Source organism: Bacillus sp. 22475, from assembly GCF_052044835.1.
GTDB lineage: Bacteria > Bacillota > Bacilli > Bacillales > Bacillaceae_G > Bacillus_A > Bacillus_A cereus.
Genome location: NZ_JBQENW010000016.1, coordinates 48,023 through 66,928, shown reverse-complemented (window position 1 = coordinate 66,928; position 18,906 = coordinate 48,023). Strand labels below are relative to the sequence as shown.

Here is an 18,906-nt window from a genome sequence, read left to right as displayed (position 1 = left end):
ACTACTCCTTTAACCAAAAATGTATTTAATAAAATTTCGCATTATTCTCTACTATATTTGCTATATGAAATGGAATCTTTTCTTTTATTGATTCCAAATACTTTTGCGACACCGCCCCTAAATGTTTTTTATGAGGTATATAGAAAGCACTAATAGAAATTTCATAGTCAAATAAGTAATCATACACATGATAATCTACAAATAGAAGATCATCCTTTGGAAAAGGAATTTCCTTCCCTTGCAGAGCATACATCAAAGCAATATTGTTTTGAGATCGTAATCGATACAACCTTGCAAGTTGGTATAATGGTTCAGCCCGGGTTGGTCTATATTCCCACGCTTTTTGAAAATAAAAAACAGCTAATGCTAAATATTGCTCTTCTTGCCCTTTAACATTTTCTTTTTCATCTGCATCTGTCACGTCATTTTGTTTATTTGCTGAACGATTTGCTAACTGCTCATAACAAAATCCTATTCGCAATAACGAATAGAATACCTCTTCAACCCATCCCCCTGCTTCCACTCGTTTTTTATACCATTTAATCGAATCCTCAAATTGACTTAAATGAAAATAAGTCTGCGCTAAATAAAATAAATATCTTATATGCAAATCTGGCGTTGTTTCTGGGTCGTTTATTCCTTGTAACAACAACCTCTCATCTCTTTCAAATTTATCAGCTTTGCTCCCGCCATCTCCGGGATCATTCACGACAAGAGTCTCTAACCGAGCTACCCTCGTATTGTAATTCGCTCCAACTTTTGAACGATCTATATCCCAATACTCATGAGTAACACCGACAGATTTCCATGGTAAAGAAGCTTTTAAAAGACGTGTAAGCCAATATTTAATATGAACATCATATTGCAATGTAAGATAATGATCTTCCGTTAAGCTCGTTTTATCGAAATTCGGATCAACCTCTAAAATCATATCCGCATCTAATATTAATAAATAATCTGCTTCTGGGTATGTTTTTTGCGCTAACGAAACAGCTAAGCTTCTGTTATAACCAAAGTTTTTAAACGGCTCATGATGAACCGTCCCAGGTATCTCATTTTCCTTACACCAATTTTCAATAATTTCAGGCGTATTATCCATCGATCCAGTATCGCAAATAGAAACAAAATCTACAATTGATTTTGTTGCATTTAAACATCTTTCCATAATTCTAGACTCATTTTTGACGATCATACAAAGACATAACTTTTTTTCTTCCTTTACAGACTTCACTTGCTCATTTCCCATTTAACCACCTCATATTTTATTAACACGCTCTTCTCATATGTAACAACATTTCTTAGCTATACTGATGACATAAGCACCCTTTTACTATTTATGAAAACTTCATTTTATTTATTCTTACTTTTATGTTGGGACATATTCCATGCAGCGCTTTATATTTGATACAATCAATACAAAAAACATAATACGGGAATCCGTACATTTCAAAGTCTAAGAGGAGGTTATATTTTGTTGGATTACATTTGGCTAGATGACAAATCACCAATTTTAGAACAACTACCAAGCAATTTTAAATCTGCAGCTATATTGCTACATCCTTTTGTCCAAATGCCTTTAGGATGGGAAAAGTCTGTGAGAAAAAGACCATATGAGCACATCTATCCTAGCGCTGAAGAAATCATTCATAATGGGAAATCCGTTTCTTGGAAGGAAATAATGTCTTATAGTGGATTACATTCATACGCGGACCTAGCAATGGCCATGTTGACTTCCATTAGTGTCTTTACAGAAGAATATAAAAGAGAGGACTTAACTGAAAAGCTACATTCAAACTTAAAAAAAGATCTTTATTATCCAACAGAAGATTATACGTCTATATTTTTATTACATAAATTATTTAAACTCCTCGGTTCTAAAGGTGCAAAAAATCTATATTTCTCTGAACCAATTTTTGATACAAACGGATTATTAGAGGTAAATAATACTACTCCATTAGATATTTGGGACATTAGCAATAATGAGTTAATTATTACTGACGAAGACAACGAGTATGCGTTTATGAGTATATATGATTCCTTTACAACCTTATTATTAGCTAAAGAAGAAAATATAGAATATATTGTTCAATCAATGAACGTTGAAGCTGTCCTTTGTGACAAAAAAACGATGATTGATTGGTATTTTTAAATTAGTAATTTCTTAAACTATAAAAAAGAAACTTGCGCTTATGCACAAGTTTCTTTTCAAAAACATCCTTATTTTTTCACAACTTCATGTCCACCGAACTGATTACGTAGTGCTGAAACTACTTTTCCATGGAATGTATCATCTTCCTGAGAACGATAGCGCATAAATAATGACATCGCGATTACTGGTGCTGCAGCTTGAAGTTCAAGTGCAGTTTCAACAGTCCATTTTCCTTCTCCTGATGAGTTCATTACACCTTTAATGCCATCAAGTTTAGGATCATCTGCAAATGCTTTTTCAGTTAAGTCCATTAACCAACCGCGGATTACTGATCCGTTCGCCCATACTTTTGCAACATCTTCATAATTGAAATCAAAGTCACTCTTATCTAGTACTTCAAATCCTTCAGCAATTGCTTGCATCATGCCGTACTCAATACCGTTATGAACCATTTTTAAGAAATGACCACTACCAACGCGGCCAGCATAAGAATAGCCATTTTCTACTGCTAAATCTTTAAATAAAGGTTCTAATTGGTCATAAATTTCTTTTTCTCCACCAACCATTAAACAAGCACCGTATCTAGCTCCTTCTACACCGCCAGATGTACCGATATCTACATAATGTAATCCGAAGCTTTTTGCTTCTTCAGCACGGCGTAACGTATCTTTATAGAATGAATTTCCACCTTCAATAACGATATCACCTTCATCTAATAACGGATACACATCTTTTAATACTGACTCTACAACTTCTCCTGCAGGCACCATTACCCAGATCGTACGAGGAGCTTCTAATTCAGCGATCATTTCTTTTAATGTATGACGTGCAGTAATTCCTAGTTTCCCTGCCTTTTCTACAAGCTCTTTATTTACATCGTATACAACTACTTCATGCTTGTCTTCATGTAAGTGTTCAGCTAATGGGAATCCCATTTTTCCTAATCCAATTAAACCTAGTTTCATATTAATCAATCTCCCATTCTATACAAATATATTTAATATCGAAATTAATCCAAGTGCTACAACTGATAGTATCGTCTCCATTGCGGTCCATGTTAATAATGTTTCTTTCACAGTCATTCCGAAATATTCTTTAATCATCCAAAATCCCGAATCATTCACGTGTGATAAAATTAATGAACCTGCGCCTGTTGCAAGTGCTAGTAGTTCAACATTTACACCAGGTGTACTTGCTGCAATCGGTGCTACAATTCCAGCTGCTGTCATCATAGAAACAGTTGCCGATCCTGTCGCAACTCGGATAAGTGCAGCAATTCCCCATCCAAGTAATATTGGTGAAATATGTGATTCTTTCGCCATTTCAGCAATTGTAGTACCAATTCCAGAATCTAATAACACCTTATTAAATGCACCACCAGCACCAATTACTAACAGTATGTTTGCAATCGGCCCAAGGCAATCATTTGTAAATTGTAATACTTTATCTTTAGAAAATCCTTTTGCATAACCAAGGCTAAAGAAAGAATAAATCGTTGCAATTAATAAAGCGACTATTGGATCTCCAATAAAGTGTAACACCTGTGCAAGTTGACTCGTTTTATGTAACGCTACTTCAGCAATGGATGCACCAAGCATAAGAAATACTGGAAGTAAAATAGTAAACAATGTATTTCCGAAGCTAGGAAGTTCTTTCTTCTTATCTCTTTCAATAAATTGCTCCGCTATATCTAATGGTACTTCCTTATGTATACGAGCACCAATCCATTTCCCGTAAAGTGGACCTGAAATAATTGCAGTTGGAAGTCCGACAATTAACGCATATAAAATTGTCTTCCCTACATCTGCTTTAAAAATACCAACTGCCGCCATTGCCGCTGGATGCGGTGGAACAAGTCCGTGTACGACTGACAGTCCTGCTACTAGCGGAATACCGATTGTAATAAGTGATACCCCAGTTTCTAACGCAATTGTAAATACTAACGGAATTAATAGGACAAATCCAACTTGGAAAAATACCGGAATCCCTACTAAAAATGCAACGAACATCATCGCCCAGTGAACTCGTTTCTTCCCAAAACGATCAATTAATGTGTTAGCGATACGTTCAGCACCGCCAGATTCGGCCATCATTTTTCCAAGCATCGTTCCTAGCGCTAAAACTATTGCTAAAAAGCCTAACGTATTACCAAGCCCTAGTTTAATAGAATCAATAATCCCTGGATCTTTTGGTGAAGTTCCAATTAAAGGCATTCCCATTGCCAATCCTACACCAATTGCTGTTAAAATTAATGCGACAAATGGATGCCATTTTACTACCGTAATAAGTAAAAGTAGTATGACAACTGCCGCTAGTACGATCCCAACTACCATTTCTCCCAATCCCCCTATTGTTTACGTTGGAAAGCAGCTATACAATCAAATTCTTCTTTCAAACGATTGTAAAGTCGTTCATACATATAAAACATTTCTAAATATATAGCCGTATTTTCTTTATTCGGTACATGATGATGGACAATATCAATCCAATCCTTTACCTCTTCAAGAGAATCAATTTTTCCTACAGCATATAAAGCAACTGCCGCTGCCCCAAGCGCAGATGCTTCATGACTTTCAGGTACAAACAATTCTTTCCCCATCATATCGGACAACATTTGTCTCCAAAATGCAGATTTCGCAAACCCTCCTGAAACTCGTATTTCAGTAAGTGGCCCTGTACAATCTCTAATTGCAAGTGCAACTGAATATACACTCATACAAACGCCTTCCATCACTGCACGTATAAAATGTTCTCGCTTATGTTGAAGATTGATTCCAAAGAATGTACCACGAGCATTTGCATTCCAGTAAGGTGCGCGCTCTCCAGATAAGAAAGGTAAGAACAATAGCCCATCCGCTCCAGCTGGTACGCTTTCTGCATATTTAATTAATAAATCATATGGATCAATTCCGAGCTTTCTTGCTACCTCTTGCTCTGGACTACCAAATTCATCACGTAACCATCTCAGTAATATTCCGCCGTTATTCGTTGGACCACCGATTACCCAGTGCTCATCTGTTAATGCGTAACAAAACGTTCTCCCTTTCTCATCTGTATTTATATTTGATGAGATTGTTCGAACCGCACCACTCGTTCCAATCGTAATTGCAGCCGCACCCGGTGATATCGCACCAACTCCTACATTTGCAAGAACCCCATCACTTGCTCCGATGACAATTGGTGTTTCTGCACTTATCCCCATCTTCTGTGCTAATTCTGGCTTCATACCTGATAAAATATATGTAGTTGGTACAGGAGTTGATAATTTTTCTGGTGACATACGTAACATAGTTAAAACATCTTCATCCCAGTTTAATGTTTCTAAATTAAATAACCCCGTAGCAGAAGCAATCGAATAATCAACTACGTAGCGTGAAAATAATTGGTAAATCACATACTCTTTAATGGAAATGAATTTATAAGCACTTGTATATAACTCTGGTTCCTCTTCTTTCATCCATAACAATTTAGAAAGCGGTGACATAGGATGAATCGGTGTACCTGTACGTCTATAAATTTCATGCCCATTCATTTGTTGTAATAATTTTTCTGATTGCTTCGTACTTCGATTATCTGCCCAAATGATAGAACGCGTTAATGGCGCACCATTTTCATCTACTGCAATTAATGCGTGCATAGCTGTACTAATACCGATTGAAGAAATATCTTCTGGTAATACATTACCCTTTTCAATGGCAACGCTTACACTTTTGTATACAGCGGCACATATTACATCAGGATCTTGCTCCGCCCACCCTACGTTCGGTTGAATAATTGGGTAATCGATTGCATGTGATGCAATGACTTTTCCTTTTTCTGTGAACACAACCGTTTTCGTACTTGTGGTACCGATATCAATCCCGATTACTCTCCCCCTTGTTTCCATGCGAATCTTCCCTTCATTTCTAGCAAAATACGATTTAGTAAACCGTTTACATGAATTAGTATATAAAATATTTTTTCATTTATCAAGTTATAAAAAGAAAATTTTTTTCATGTCGAAAAATAAATACCCTCATTCCATTTCACTTATATACTAAATTTAGCTTTTCCGTGCGGTAAAATTACGTTATATTCGTTACGCAATACACTCTTTCCTCTCATTAACAACACATACATAGTGTCCTCCATACGTTCTACTTATTTGCATGAAAAAAGAGTTGAAAAGTAATATTCATTTTTAGCGGTCACGTAACATCACCATCAAGCCAAGAAAAGTAACTACCCGCAGAATGAGAATTCTGTGCATTTTTCTCTTGTTTATTGTTTTAAGCTCACTAGTCCTTTTGTCTTGATAAACATAGAGCACAGCCCCTATTATTACTTTTTTACCTTGTAAATATATCTTACATACAATAAACTCTAATAATATTTTTATTTTTCAGAAAAATAAAACAATAATACGGAATTTATTGTATAATGTTGTAAAAAGATGTCGGAGGGATTTAATGTTAAATAAAATATCTCAATTCACAATTAAGCTTTCATCAATTCTTTTATCACTCTTACTATTATTAAATTTACCTTATTTATTTATCACTCAACAAGGGTTTACCTTTCAACCAATTTATTTTTTTAATCAGATCGTTACCATGTTAAAACAGGTCTTCTCCCCTGAATCATTAGTGATTATAGGATCAGACCCGAAGTTTGGCCATTTCAAAAAAACACCATTATTTCCAACTGTTTTAGAACCTTACCTATATTCATTTACTATATTATTTTTAACCTTTTTTCTTGCTCTCTTTCTATCATCTAGCATGGCATTTTTTTATTTTTTAGCGAAAGATTATATAAAAAAATGGATAAACCGAATTGTGTTCATATTAGAAGCTGTCCCTGATATGATGATGATGATTTGTTTGCAAATATTCTTCATATGGGTACTTCAAAAATTCGGGGAATCTCCTGTCACTATTATTTCTTTTAATGAAAATCGAGCTTATTTACTCCCTATTTTATCATTAGCTGTCTTACCTACATTACAAATGTTTCGGATGATGGTGTTATACATAAAAGAAGAAGAAGGAAAACATTACGTAGAGGTTGCATATGGAAAAGGCCTTTCATCAAGTTATATACTCTGCATTCATTTATTCAAAAATATATCTATCCACTTCTTTCACCATTTAAAAACGATTTTTGTTTTCTTACTTTCTAATTTATTCATTTTAGAATTTGTTTTTAATATGGAAGGCATTATTCAATTTCTATTTAATAAGGCGTTTGTTTCACCTCCCGCTGCATTTATCATACTTGTTATGATTATTTTACCGTTTTATGCCATTTTCCAAATAGTCTCATTCATGATGAATAGATGGAAAAAGCAATTGAAAGGAGTATCATTATGAAATCTATTTGGAAATCAAAACGCTTTTTAATCGGCTTTACTTATCTATTCATACTTATTTCAGCTAGTTTTATTTATAGTTGGTTCTTTAAAGATAACATCCCAAAACCTCCTCAGTTACTTTACAATGACAATAACGAATTACTTGGAAAGGCCCCCTTTCCGCCATCGTTAATTCCACCTTTTGGATCTGATCGTTTTGGAGAGTCTGTTTTCTTACAAATTGTAGAAGGAGCAAAATTCACTATTTTATTAGCCGTAGCAATTAGCTTCTTTCGAATTTTATGCGGAACATGTATAGGAATCCTCTTAAGTTTATATGCTCCAAAACTCAAGAGATTTTTCCAGTCATGCTCAGAAGTTTTTTATTATATTCCAACTCTATTTATCGCATTCATACTCATCACGCCCGTTAATATTATAATCACATCAAATGCTGATGGGGTAGATCCAAATATTTCATTTACGTTTTATCAAGTACTCGTACTTATTTTCGTCGCTCTGCCTACACTTTCTTTATACATATCCTCAGAGGTTGATGAATTTATGAAACAAGATTACATCTTAAGTTCACAATTACTGGGGGCTAGTCGTTTTCATATTATTAAAAAACACTTACGAGTCTTATTACTTGACCGCTTATTTGTATTATTTATGGAACATATCGTCCAAACACTCATACTCGTTATCCATTTAGCGTTGCTTAACATTGTAATTGGCGGCATACAAATGCGTGAACTCTATGACGGAGTGCTCAAACCTGTTTCTCTATCTAATGATTGGGCAGGTCTTATTGGATTAAATCGTAATGAAATGAATCTTTCATGGTGGATTATTTTTTATACTCTCGCTTCATTCTTTATTACGATTCTATTTATTAAGCTTATGACCATCGGGATTCAAGATGCACTGAAAGCAAGAGATTCGCAAATTGTAGCAATTCAAAACGTTCCAAATCATAAAAAATTTGTTAAACATAAAGATTCCTTTTCGTTTGCAAATAAAGTAAACCTTTAATCATTTCTCATTAATCAAGTATTAATTGGCATCGATATTAGTAGAAAATAAAGAAGATGATCCCTATTAAATACAGGGATCATCTTCTTATGCTGTCTAACTTTTTTACATGTCCTTTGCTAGACTCATGCTTTTTATATTTAAAGTGAATTATTTGCAATCACAATTATGTTTTTTAAAATTAATTACCATACGCCCTTGAATTCTACCTTGTTCCATTTCTTCGAATACATTTTGTACTTTATCTAGCGAACAAGTCTGAACAACCGGCACTACTTTTCCTTCTGCCCCAAACATAAACGCCTCTTCCAAATCTTTACGAGTACCAACTAGAGAACCAACTACTTCAATTCCATCCAGTACAAGTCGCGGGATGTTTAAGTCCATTGTTTCTACTGGTAGCCCTACTGCAACTACTTTACCGCAAGCACGTACTGCATCAACTGCTGAGTTAAAGGCTACTTTAGAGACTGCTGTTACTACCGCAGCATAAGCGCCACCAAGCTCCTCTTGAACAATTTTATCAGCAGGACCTTGAGAAATTGGATTGATAGTCATATCAGCACCAACTTCTTTCGCTAAGGCTAATTTGTCGTCATTAATGTCTACTGCGATTACCTTTGCACCAAATACATTTTTAGCATATTGGATAGCTAAGTTACCTAATCCACCGCAGCCATAGATTACAATAGGTTGACCAGGTTTAATATCTGATACTTTAATAGCTTTATATGTAGTTACACCAGCACATGTAATTGATGATGCTTGAGCAGGATCTAATCCTTCTGGTACTTTTACCGCATAATCAGCTGTAACGATACATTGTTCAGCCATACCACCATCTACTGAATAACCTGCGTTTTTAACTTCACGGCAAAATGTTTCTCTACCAGTTACGCAATATTCACAACGTCCACAAGATTGGAACATCCATGCAATACTTACACGGTCACCTATCTTTAGCGAATTTACATCATCAGCTATTTTCGTAACAATACCTACACCCTCATGACCAAGAATACGGCCATCAGTGTTACCAAAATCATGATTCGCAACGTGTAAATCAGTGTGGCAAACTCCACAATACTCTACATCTACTAACGCTTCGCCTGAGCGTAACGGACGTAATTCTTTTTCAATCACTTCGATGTTTGCTTTGCTGTTTTTATTAACCACTACTGCTTTCATATGTGATCTCCCCTTTAGTGTTTTAGCGTTTTAATGAGTTTATCTCACAACTACTTTCCTCACTACTTTGGCTAGTTATTGTACCAAATTTAAGTGTTCAATCATCATTACATGTTCATCATAACATGACACTTCATAAACAAATTGTGAAATTATGAACAATATTTGAATTATTACACAAATCGGTCTTTATTTTTAATTTTTAAAAATGAGAGTTTATCACTGACTATAAGTAAGTCATACATTTCTAAAAGAAAAAAAATAAATTAACAAACTTCTCAACGATAAAAAAAAGCTCTTTACTCAATATTTTCTACATTTAAACACTTAGTTTCACAGTAATATCCTTTGCCACCAACATAAACTTTTTCTATTTTATTTTTGCTATTGGTTGCTAATTTAACTAATATTTCAGAAGGCGAGTGTAAAGAATAACCTTGTTCAAATACATAGACTTCTTTTTTCAAGTAGTCCTGTTCATAAAGGTAGCAAGCTAATGCACCGTTCGAAGTTCCAGTCGCTGCTTCTTCATTAATGTCGTATAGCGGAGCAAAATTTCTGCATATAATTCGATTGTCATTAAAAGTATATAGATGCATCCCGACAACATTATAATACTTGCTGATTTCTTTAATTTTTTCAAAATTAGGTTGCAGTGCATGTAATTGTGTTTCGCTTTTTATAGGAATTAAAATATCTTTTAAGCCCGTGGAGACAATTTGAATTGGGTATTTATTTTCTATATCTTTACTATCAAAACAGTCGATGAACTCGTTTGGAGATACAACATCATAGAATATCGGTTTATTTTGTTCCATGAATATGATGTCATCTTTTATAGTAATAGTAAGAACACCGCTGTTCGTTTCAATCGTATAGCGATTCCTGAAAAGTTTATTTAAATGCATCAGTATCGCGAAAGAGCCAATTGTGGCATGACCACATAAATCAACTTCTTCTTTTGGAGTAAAATACTCAAATTTATAATCAGCAATTTCAGATTCTGATATAAATGCGGTTTCCGCATAACCCAGTTGTTTCGCTATTGCCATTTTTTGAGTAGTGGTCAATGTATTTGTATTCTCAATAAATACCACTCCTGCTTTATTTCCGCCTTTATGATTCTTGCTAAATGCACTTGCAACATAAACGGATATTTTCATAAGACACCTTCCTCACTTATAGTAAATTATATATAGAAAGCACTACATATAAATACAATTAGATAAATTATCCATAAAATACGAGACAAACTATTTTTAGCATTTGAACTCTCCAAAAATAGTTTGTCTACAATCTGAAAGCTCTTCATTTGAAGAGCTTTTTTATATTCGCTTCATCGAAATCGTTTCACGTATACTTTGTAAATTTTTTAGTGTTTCTTCTTGTCGCTGCAACGACAACCCTACATACAAAGTATCTAATAAGCTTAACTGTGCTAATCGTGATGAACTTGCTTCTGTACGGAATTCAGTCTCACGTGTTGATGTATATAACGTTATATCAGCAAGTTGACTTAATGCTGATTTCTTATAGCTCGTAATCGCAATAATTTTGGCCCCTCTTGCTTTCGCTACTTCTAACGCTTCAAGTAATCCTTTATTGCTACCAGAATGAGAAATGCCAATAACAACTGAATTTTCCGAGAGTAAACCTGCTCCCATAATTTGAAAATGCGAATCAGTATGAGCGATACAAGAAATACCCGTTCTCATAAACTTATGATACGCATCCATCGCAATAATACCAGAGCCACCATTTCCATAAAACTCAATTCGACTTGCTTCTTGCAAAGCTCGTACAGCCTGCTCAAGTGCTGTTTCATTTAGCAAATGTAAAGTATCTTGCAGTCCTGTAATATGCGAATGAAAAACTTTTTTAGCAACAGTTACCATACTATCTTCTGCTGATACCTCTTCATGAATATTTTGCATCGGTGTATGTACAATTTCACGAGCTAATGTAATCTTTAAATCTTGAAAACCTTGCAAACCAAGGTGTTTACATAAGCGGAATATCGTCGCTTCAGAACTACTCGTAGCTTCAGCTAATTCTGTAATAGATTTATGTACAACATCTTGTGGATGTTTCAAAATATGTTCGGCAATACTTCGCAATTTCGGTGATAAACCATTTAACGAAGCCTGAATCTTTCCAATCCCACTCCTTGTACCAGGCATAGCATATCCTCCTCTTCTATCGTAGCTTTATCCTGTAAAAACCGATTAGTTTAACTTTATTGTACCTAATTATTGAAAGAAGAAAAACCTATATTAGGGATTACTATAAATTTTAATTGCTCCTATGTATTCTGTCATACGATATAACAGAATTATTCATGCTTATGAATAATTCTCCCCATGTTTCACTGCGTATAATGCGGCTTGCGTACGATCATCCACTTCCAATTTAGCTAAAACGTTTGAAACGTGTGTTTTCACAGTTTGTTCTGTAATATGAAGTTCTGCTGCAATCTCCTTGTTGCTTCTTCCTTTCGCAATTTCGCGAAGTACCTCTTGCTCTCTTTTCGTTAACATTGAAAAAGGATTTTCTATTTCCTTCTTTACTGCGGTACGCCCCATTAATGCAGGTGTTACTTTCGGGTGAAAATTTGCATTTCCTTGATGCACTGCAATAATAGAAGCGACAAGTTGCTCAGGTTGTACTTCTTTTAATTGATAACCATCTGCTCCAGCTTCAAGTGCTGGTATAACATAATCTTGCTCTGAAAAACTACTTAATATAAGTACCTTTATCGTCTCATCGTATTGCTTTAGACGTTTTGTTGCCTCAATTCCATCCATTTTCGGCATCGATACATCCATTAGCACGACATCCGGTCTTTCTTTTTGCACGAAATGTAATGCCTCTTCGCCATTTTCTGCTTCCCCAATAATTTCAAATTCTTCTCTCGTTTTCAAAAAGAATACAAGTCCTCTTCGAACGATATGATGATCCTCAACTAGTAGCAATTTAATCTTCAATCTTATTCTCCCCTTCAAATCGGCAATTGAATTTCTATTTTTGTACCCTTTCTCAGCTCTGTTATAATTTGAAACGACCCCTTCATTAACTGAATACGTTCCTTCATACTTTTCAGGCCAAGTGCTGACTCCCTTACTTGCTCTTGTATAAATCCTATTCCATTATCTTCTATGTAAAAATGTAACTGGTTATTTTCTATTTTCAAAAGAACATGTACCTTTTCACACGAAGCATGCTTTTTACAATTATGTAGCGCCTCTTGGCTAATACGCCATAAAACTTCTTCTATTTCATCCCCAATTGAAACCATCCCATCAATTCGAACTTCCACTTGAACTCCTAATAACTTCCCGTAATTTTGAATTGCTTCTGCTAACCCTTTCTCTAATCCTTCAGGTCTTAATTGCCAAATTAATAGAGTCATCTCTTGTAATGCTTCTTGTGATAATTCTCCAATATAACTTAACATCTCTTGCAATTCTCTATCTTGCGTCATATTCAAAGTACCTTTCGCTGTTAGCATAATAGAAAATAACAATTGTTTTACTGAATCATGTAAATCACGTGCAAGTCGATTTCTTTCCGCTACCACTACATATTTACGTTCTTTCTCAACTAACTGAATACGTTGTATTGTCGTTCCAATTTGAAATGCAATTGATTCTAATAATGCTAACTCTTCCTCTGAAAAATGAGTCTTATGAGGCGCAGCCACATTTAGTAGACCAAATTTTTCTGATCCAGACCTAAGCGGAATTGTCGCATGATGTGTAACATCTTCTGTCTCTCCCCAATTACATTCAATTGCATCTTCTATTCGCTTACATTCAATAATATTAGTCGCTTTTTCTAATCTCCCATTCACAAAACGTTCTACACACCAACAGTTTCCTTCACACATCGGCTTCTTCTCTTGCCACGTAAGAGCCTCTGGTAAATTTTCGTCTACAAGCATGCTATGCTTTCCACTTTCATCAATAAAGAATATCCACCCTGTTTGTAAATTCATTACTTGTAACAATGTATGCAACACTTTTTCTAACATATCCTGTAAGTTTGTTGCTTCATTTAATAATTCAGCAATTTCTTTTAATGCTTCTAAACGATGCATCTCTTTTTCTTCAAAGTTCATTCTCATCACCAACTACAATTATAACATTAAGAAATTTCTAAATTCTATAAATAAAAAAAGAACCGAATCCCTTCAGCCCTTTCTTTATATCAATCATTTTATTATTGTTATTCTATCCAATGTTGGAATCAGAATTTTTGTTAACAAACGATTCTACTTTAGCTGTCCGATAAAGATTGTCCACCATGGATATGCTGTAAACCTTCAGTAGTAACAACCATATTCGCTGCTGGCATTTGCACTTGATTCTTATGGAACATAGACATTAATTCAAATCTTACTTGTCTAGAAGTTTCAAAATAATCTTCTGGCTTTATTAAACCTGTAATACAAAATTCATAGCCAACATATTTCAAGTTAGGATTTAAGTCTGTAACACCGACGTATTTAAATGGTTCAACAGCGTCATCCTCTACTCTATAAAGAGTTTGATTCAATTTTTCATTGCATATAACACATACTTCTTCTAACAATTCCTTCACTCTTGTTGGATCTTCCTGATAACTTACCGTGATGCGTTCAATTACACGCATCCATCCTTTATTAAAATTTTGTATCGTTCTAATCTCTCCGTGCGGGATGGTAAGTAGTTTTCCTGACCATTCACGAATTTGCATAAAACGAATACTAATCTCTTCAATAGTTCCTGAATTTGTTCCGTTAAAAGTTACAAAATCACCAACTCGAAACTCTTTGTCCGCTAATCTGGCAAAGCCTAATATAACATCTTTTAGCATCTGTTGTGCTGCAAAACCGATGACAACTCCAGCTATCCCTGCACCTGCAATAATACTTTTTATATCTACAAATTGGCTAATTAAATATATGATAAGACTGATGATAATGATATATCTAAAAATAGATCGAATTACACTTTGAATCGTCTGCTCTACCTCTTCATCAAAAAAGCTTGATTTCCTAAAAAACCAATCAATAATACGGTTTATTACAAACGAAATAATGATTAAAACTAAAGCAAATAGTAAAAATCTTAAAAGTAAAAACTCCCTTACATAATTAAAAAATTCTTCCGTATACGTTAATAAGCTCATTTAACCACTTCCTTACTAATTAAAAAATTCATAATCGCCTAAGTTTGTTCCAGAAAAATCTATTATCCTAATCTAAAATGCCGCTACCCTTACTATGTATTTTGACTCTATTACTAATTCACTTTAAACAGTATGTCTAGCTGTTCTTTTTCCTTTCCCTTTAAATATACCCTTTTTAATAACCTAAGGGGGAGCAAATCGTGAAATTTTTTTATACGTTAAAACTTTATTCATCTCATTACGATTTCAACTCATTTATTCATTAACTACGTAAAAAAAGAGCTGAATTTATCAGCTCTTTTATTCAATATTAATTGTTGTCTTACTACTTTTTTCTTCTTTCAATTTTGGCAATTCAATTGTCAGTACGCCATCTTTATAATTTGCTTTAACCTTTTCTTCCTCAACTTGTTTAAAATTAAAGCGTCGAGTTACAGAACCTATAGAACGTTCTTTACGAATATATGTGCCATTCTCATTTTTTTCGTCTACTTCATTATGATTCGTTGCTTGGATCGTTAATATATCTTGTTCAAAATTAACTTGAATGTTTTCTTTTTGAAAACCTGGTAAATCTGCTTTCACTGTATATTTATCAGATTGTTCATGAATATCTACTTTAAAAGTATCCATGTTCATCGGTTTAAAGAAAGCATCTGTCATCCCCTCTAATAAAGAAGGCCCAAAATCAAAAATACCATTTTGACGTTTTGTTATTTCTGGAAATAAATTACGCATATTTTTTCCTCCTTATTGTTTATGAATGAAAGATTATCTCTTTCTGTCTTTATTATAACACTTGGTCAAAAAAGGTCAAAGATTTTGTTTGACCTTTTTTGATGTATATTTTACCAAATAAAACAAATAAGTTATATGTCATCTCTCCCCTTATAAAGAGGAATATATTTACATAATAACGAATAGTTTATTTGCTCTTATTTTTTCTTACGGAGGTTACATACAATGGGATATATTGAAGAACTTAGAAAAGTTGTCGGATCAAGACCACTCAATCTAGCAGGAGTTGCTGTAGCTGTTTTCAATGAACAAGGACAAATATTACTTCAACAAAGGCAAAATGGTATTTGGGGTGTTCCTGGTGGATTCGTTGAACTTGGTGAATCAACAGAAGAAGCTGGGAGACGAGAAGTGCTCGAAGAAACAGGGATTGAAATAGGAACCTTACAATTAATAAGCGTATTTTCTGGAAAAGAATGTTTTGTGAAATTACCGAACGGAGATGAATTTTACCCTATAACAATCGCTTACCTTTGCAAAGATATTACAGGTGGCTTGCTAAAAGCTGATGGAGTCGAATCATTACATGTACAATTTTTTAATTTAAATGAGCTACCACAAAATATTAGCCCATTCATAAAAAAATTAATTGAACAAAATGTCGTCTCAGTTTAAACGCAAAAAAGAGACCTTTTTAAAGGCCTCTTTTTCATTTCACTTCTGCATGTAAACAAGATTTAAAATGTCCAAGTGCAAATTCATGCCCTTGCGCATTAAAAGATGCAACTGCCTTTTCATAAACAACAATTTTAAATCCTTTATTATAAGCGTCTACTGCTGTGTGAAGAACACAAATATCAGTACAAACACCTACAAGATGAACTTCTTCTATTCCTCTTTCTCTTAACTTCATTTCTAAGTCGGTTCCTGCAAATGCACTATATCGTGTTTTATCCATGTAATATACATTTTCAGCATTTTTATATGTTTCGTATACATCTTGTAATTCCCCAAACAAATCTCTTCCACTTGTACCAGCTATATTATGGGGTGGGAATAATTTTGATTCTGGATGATATACATCATTTTTTTCATGTTTATCAATCGCAAAGACAACGTAATCTCCATTTTCAATATATTGCGTCGTTATATGTACAATTTCCTTCTCAATTTCTTGACCTGGTTTTCCGCAAGTTAAAGCACCTTTTTCCGCTACAAAATCATATGTATAATCAATATTAATAAGAGCTCGTTTCATAACTACTATCTCTCCTTCTTCTGTTTCACAGTAAACAATAGAAAATTTGTTATTACGACATCGTATGTACTATTCGACATTTCAAATGAAATACCTACATTTTTCTTGTAAAACTTACCTTAATTCGAGTTTATCATAAAGTGAAACTTTAATCATTGGAGAGTTTGTTCATCTCCAATGATTATTAGTTAAACCAATCGGACAGTTGATCTCCCACCTATTCTCCTCACATATACCGATTTTTAAGGCGAGGTCTTACTGCCCATTAATGCGGGATATAATAGATACACAATGGTAAAACAACTAGCTCCTATTACTAAGTCATGAATTTGGTAATTAAACGTAATTTGAATCACCTCTTGTATCGTAAACCAAATTACTGCCATCATTATACTAATCAAGACGATACGAATACACCGATTCACATCTTCAACCTCTTTCTCTGTCATAGTAGTAGCAAGTGATTTCTTCCTATTTAATCGCATTAGAAAACGAAACAAGTTATTCACTCTTGCACACTCTAGTCCAAATAAAAAAGCACACTACTTTTTTGAGTAATGTACTTTTTATTCTTATTAAGACGCAGGCTTTGTCTCAAATGTTGCTTGATTAAAACTAATAACCTTTCCTTTCGGGTCATTGTTTTCATACTGAACTGCAGTAATCGTATGACTACCTGTTTCAAGCGTCTTTTCTTTTAATTGTACTGTTGTCTGCGTTGTACTAGTTACTTGATGTCTATCTGTATACATTTGATCTACAAATATGAAGGTTTCTTTATCACTTTGAAAATTAGAAAGTTCTAATTCAACTTGCTGAATTAAAGTATCCTTTTTAATGAATACAGTCGGTATATTGCCATTTTCAGAAGTACCATCTGGAGTAATAACTTTTACTTTCCCTTCTCCAATTGACATTGCACCTTCAGGAAATACAACCATATTCTCATCACTTGCGTTTACAACTTGTTCTTCCTGTTTTGATTGCGCGTCCTCTTTTTCCTGTGGAGCACCGCAACCTACTAATAACAATACAGACAATCCAGTGATTATGAATTTTTTCAAAATTCATCCCCCCTGTCATTTGATTATAATTTATTATACAAAAATAACTTTTAAATTTTAAGACAACTTTTAAAACTTTTATGAACATATAGAAGCTTGCTCACGATTAATGTATCATACTTTCCTTAATAGAACATTAATTTTTTTTATGAAATAAATAGTAATTCCTTCTTATTTATCATTTTAGCCCAACAAATCGATATAATACCCGCTCAAAAATAAAAAGACATTGATATGTCCAATGTCTTTTCTATGTAGCACTTTAAAAAACAAATGTTGTGATTTCTTCTACTTCTTTTCTTGGAAGTTTTTTTGGCTTATCTTTCGGAAATCCGAGTGAAATAACCATATTTATTTGTTTTTCAGGCTCAATTTGTAAATATTGGCGCAGTTCATCTTGAGCTAGCAATACTGGCCCTGTCATTGGACAAGTACCAAGTCCCTTTGCATGTGCAGCTAACATTAAGTTTTGTGCCGCTAAACAGCTACTCTTAATCCCTTCTTCTTCCCAAACTGAATCTGGAACAAAAGCAATTGGATCAAATACCTTTTCACGAAACTTTGATTCATATGGTGTTGCCAAACATACGATTAATACTGGTGCCTCCGAGAAAGCTGTTGCATATGGTCCGAAAGAACGTGTAAGTAATTTCCCTGCTTTCTCTTCTCCATTTTCTGCTGCTTTTGTCGCAAGTTTATGTAATGCATCCCATGTCATTTGTTCAATTTCTTTAATCTTCTCTCGATTCATGACAACTAAGAATTCCCACGTTTGTGAATTCGTATCACTCGGTGCGTAACGCGCACAATCAATTATTTCTTTTATATCATTAGTAGATACTTCTTGATCTGTAAACTTTCTAACACTTCGTCTTCCGTGAATTACTTCTTTAAAATCTTCATAATTCATATATTAAATCCCCTTTTTACAGCGTTTTCAAAACTTGTCCTATGCTTGAATTATATCATGAAA

General features: G+C 34.1%; 18 protein-coding genes and 1 pseudogene. 4 read left to right on the top strand and 15 right to left on the bottom strand.

Annotated features, from left to right (window positions below):
• Positions 1-25 precede the first annotated feature (25 nt).
• Positions 26-1,246, bottom strand: coding sequence for a glycosyltransferase (locus ACTJJY_RS21845; RefSeq protein WP_440606524.1), 1,221 nt, complete (start codon positions 1,244-1,246; stop codon positions 26-28).
• Between the two features lie 139 nt (positions 1,247-1,385).
• Here ACTJJY_RS21845 and ACTJJY_RS21840 point away from each other — a divergent pair.
• Positions 1,386-2,149: pseudogene (locus tag ACTJJY_RS21840) on the top strand (DUF2711 family protein).
• A gap of 68 nt (positions 2,150-2,217) precedes the next feature.
• Here ACTJJY_RS21840 and gnd read toward each other — a convergent pair.
• From gnd to gntK, 3 genes are read right to left on the bottom strand one after another with little or no spacing between them, the layout of a single operon-like run.
• Positions 2,218-3,114 (bottom strand): phosphogluconate dehydrogenase (NAD(+)-dependent, decarboxylating), encoded by an 897-nt coding sequence (gene gnd, locus ACTJJY_RS21835; RefSeq protein ID WP_000765981.1) that lies wholly within the window; start codon positions 3,112-3,114, stop codon positions 2,218-2,220.
• Between the two features lie 18 nt (positions 3,115-3,132).
• A complete protein-coding gene (locus tag ACTJJY_RS21830; protein ID WP_440606523.1) occupies positions 3,133-4,482 on the bottom strand; it encodes a GntP family permease in 1,350 nt (449 codons plus the stop codon).
• A gap of 14 nt (positions 4,483-4,496) precedes the next feature.
• On the bottom strand, positions 4,497-6,035 hold the full coding sequence (gntK, locus tag ACTJJY_RS21825; protein WP_440606522.1) for a gluconokinase: 1,539 nt from the start codon (positions 6,033-6,035) through the stop codon (positions 4,497-4,499).
• Between the two features lie 562 nt (positions 6,036-6,597).
• Here gntK and ACTJJY_RS21820 point away from each other — a divergent pair.
• Both ACTJJY_RS21820 and ACTJJY_RS21815 read left to right on the top strand, forming a co-directional pair.
• Entirely contained in the window at positions 6,598-7,500 is a 903-nt protein-coding gene (locus ACTJJY_RS21820) for an ABC transporter permease subunit (RefSeq protein ID WP_440606521.1), read from the top strand.
• Positions 7,497-8,516 (top strand): ABC transporter permease, encoded by a 1,020-nt coding sequence (locus ACTJJY_RS21815; RefSeq protein WP_440606520.1) that lies wholly within the window; start codon positions 7,497-7,499, stop codon positions 8,514-8,516. Before ACTJJY_RS21820 ends, ACTJJY_RS21815 begins: the two co-directional genes overlap by 4 nt.
• A 150-nt stretch (positions 8,517-8,666) precedes the next feature.
• Here the strand turns inward: ACTJJY_RS21815 and adhP are convergent, their stop codons facing one another.
• From adhP to ACTJJY_RS21780, 7 genes are all read right to left on the bottom strand, one after another.
• On the bottom strand, positions 8,667-9,704 hold the full coding sequence (gene adhP, locus ACTJJY_RS21810; protein WP_440606519.1) for an alcohol dehydrogenase AdhP: 1,038 nt from the start codon (positions 9,702-9,704) through the stop codon (positions 8,667-8,669).
• A 299-nt stretch (positions 9,705-10,003) separates the two neighbouring features.
• A complete protein-coding gene (locus ACTJJY_RS21805) occupies positions 10,004-10,867 on the bottom strand; it encodes a PhzF family phenazine biosynthesis protein (protein ID WP_440606518.1) in 864 nt (287 codons plus the stop codon).
• 162 nt (positions 10,868-11,029) lie between these two features.
• Entirely contained in the window at positions 11,030-11,884 is an 855-nt protein-coding gene (locus ACTJJY_RS21800) for a MurR/RpiR family transcriptional regulator (RefSeq protein WP_440606517.1), read from the bottom strand.
• A gap of 162 nt (positions 11,885-12,046) precedes the next feature.
• Entirely contained in the window at positions 12,047-12,688 is a 642-nt protein-coding gene (gene casR, locus ACTJJY_RS21795) for a two-component system response regulator CasR (protein ID WP_088362949.1), read from the bottom strand.
• A gap of 14 nt (positions 12,689-12,702) precedes the next feature.
• Positions 12,703-13,800 carry a two-component system sensor histidine kinase CasK gene (gene casK / locus ACTJJY_RS21790; RefSeq protein WP_170925745.1) on the bottom strand — a complete coding sequence of 366 codons (1,098 nt, stop codon included), beginning with the start codon at positions 13,798-13,800 and terminating at the stop codon, positions 12,703-12,705.
• 179 nt (positions 13,801-13,979) lie between these two features.
• Complete coding sequence (locus ACTJJY_RS21785) at positions 13,980-14,873, bottom strand: mechanosensitive ion channel family protein (RefSeq protein ID WP_440606516.1); 894 nt, start codon at positions 14,871-14,873, stop codon at positions 13,980-13,982.
• A gap of 300 nt (positions 14,874-15,173) precedes the next feature.
• Entirely contained in the window at positions 15,174-15,611 is a 438-nt protein-coding gene (locus ACTJJY_RS21780; RefSeq protein WP_440606515.1) for an Hsp20/alpha crystallin family protein, read from the bottom strand.
• Positions 15,612-15,836: 225 nt separating this feature from the next.
• On the opposite strand from ACTJJY_RS21780, the gene ACTJJY_RS21775 reads away from it, so the two are divergent.
• Positions 15,837-16,286 (top strand): NUDIX hydrolase, encoded by a 450-nt coding sequence (locus ACTJJY_RS21775; RefSeq protein ID WP_440606514.1) that lies wholly within the window; start codon positions 15,837-15,839, stop codon positions 16,284-16,286.
• Between the two features lie 34 nt (positions 16,287-16,320).
• Here the strand turns inward: ACTJJY_RS21775 and ACTJJY_RS21770 are convergent, their stop codons facing one another.
• From ACTJJY_RS21770 to ACTJJY_RS21755, 4 genes are all read right to left on the bottom strand, one after another.
• Positions 16,321-16,869 (bottom strand): cysteine hydrolase family protein, encoded by a 549-nt coding sequence (locus ACTJJY_RS21770; RefSeq protein ID WP_000816771.1) that lies wholly within the window; start codon positions 16,867-16,869, stop codon positions 16,321-16,323.
• Between the two features lie 242 nt (positions 16,870-17,111).
• Positions 17,112-17,318: a hypothetical protein gene (locus ACTJJY_RS21765; RefSeq protein WP_015406474.1), complete on the bottom strand. Its 207-nt coding sequence runs from the start codon at positions 17,316-17,318 to the stop codon at positions 17,112-17,114.
• 126 nt (positions 17,319-17,444) lie between these two features.
• Entirely contained in the window at positions 17,445-17,933 is a 489-nt protein-coding gene (locus tag ACTJJY_RS21760) for a hypothetical protein (RefSeq protein WP_000713495.1), read from the bottom strand.
• A gap of 262 nt (positions 17,934-18,195) precedes the next feature.
• On the bottom strand, positions 18,196-18,843 hold the full coding sequence (locus ACTJJY_RS21755) for a nitroreductase family protein (RefSeq protein ID WP_440606513.1): 648 nt from the start codon (positions 18,841-18,843) through the stop codon (positions 18,196-18,198).
• Between the last annotated feature and the right edge of the window lie 63 nt (positions 18,844-18,906).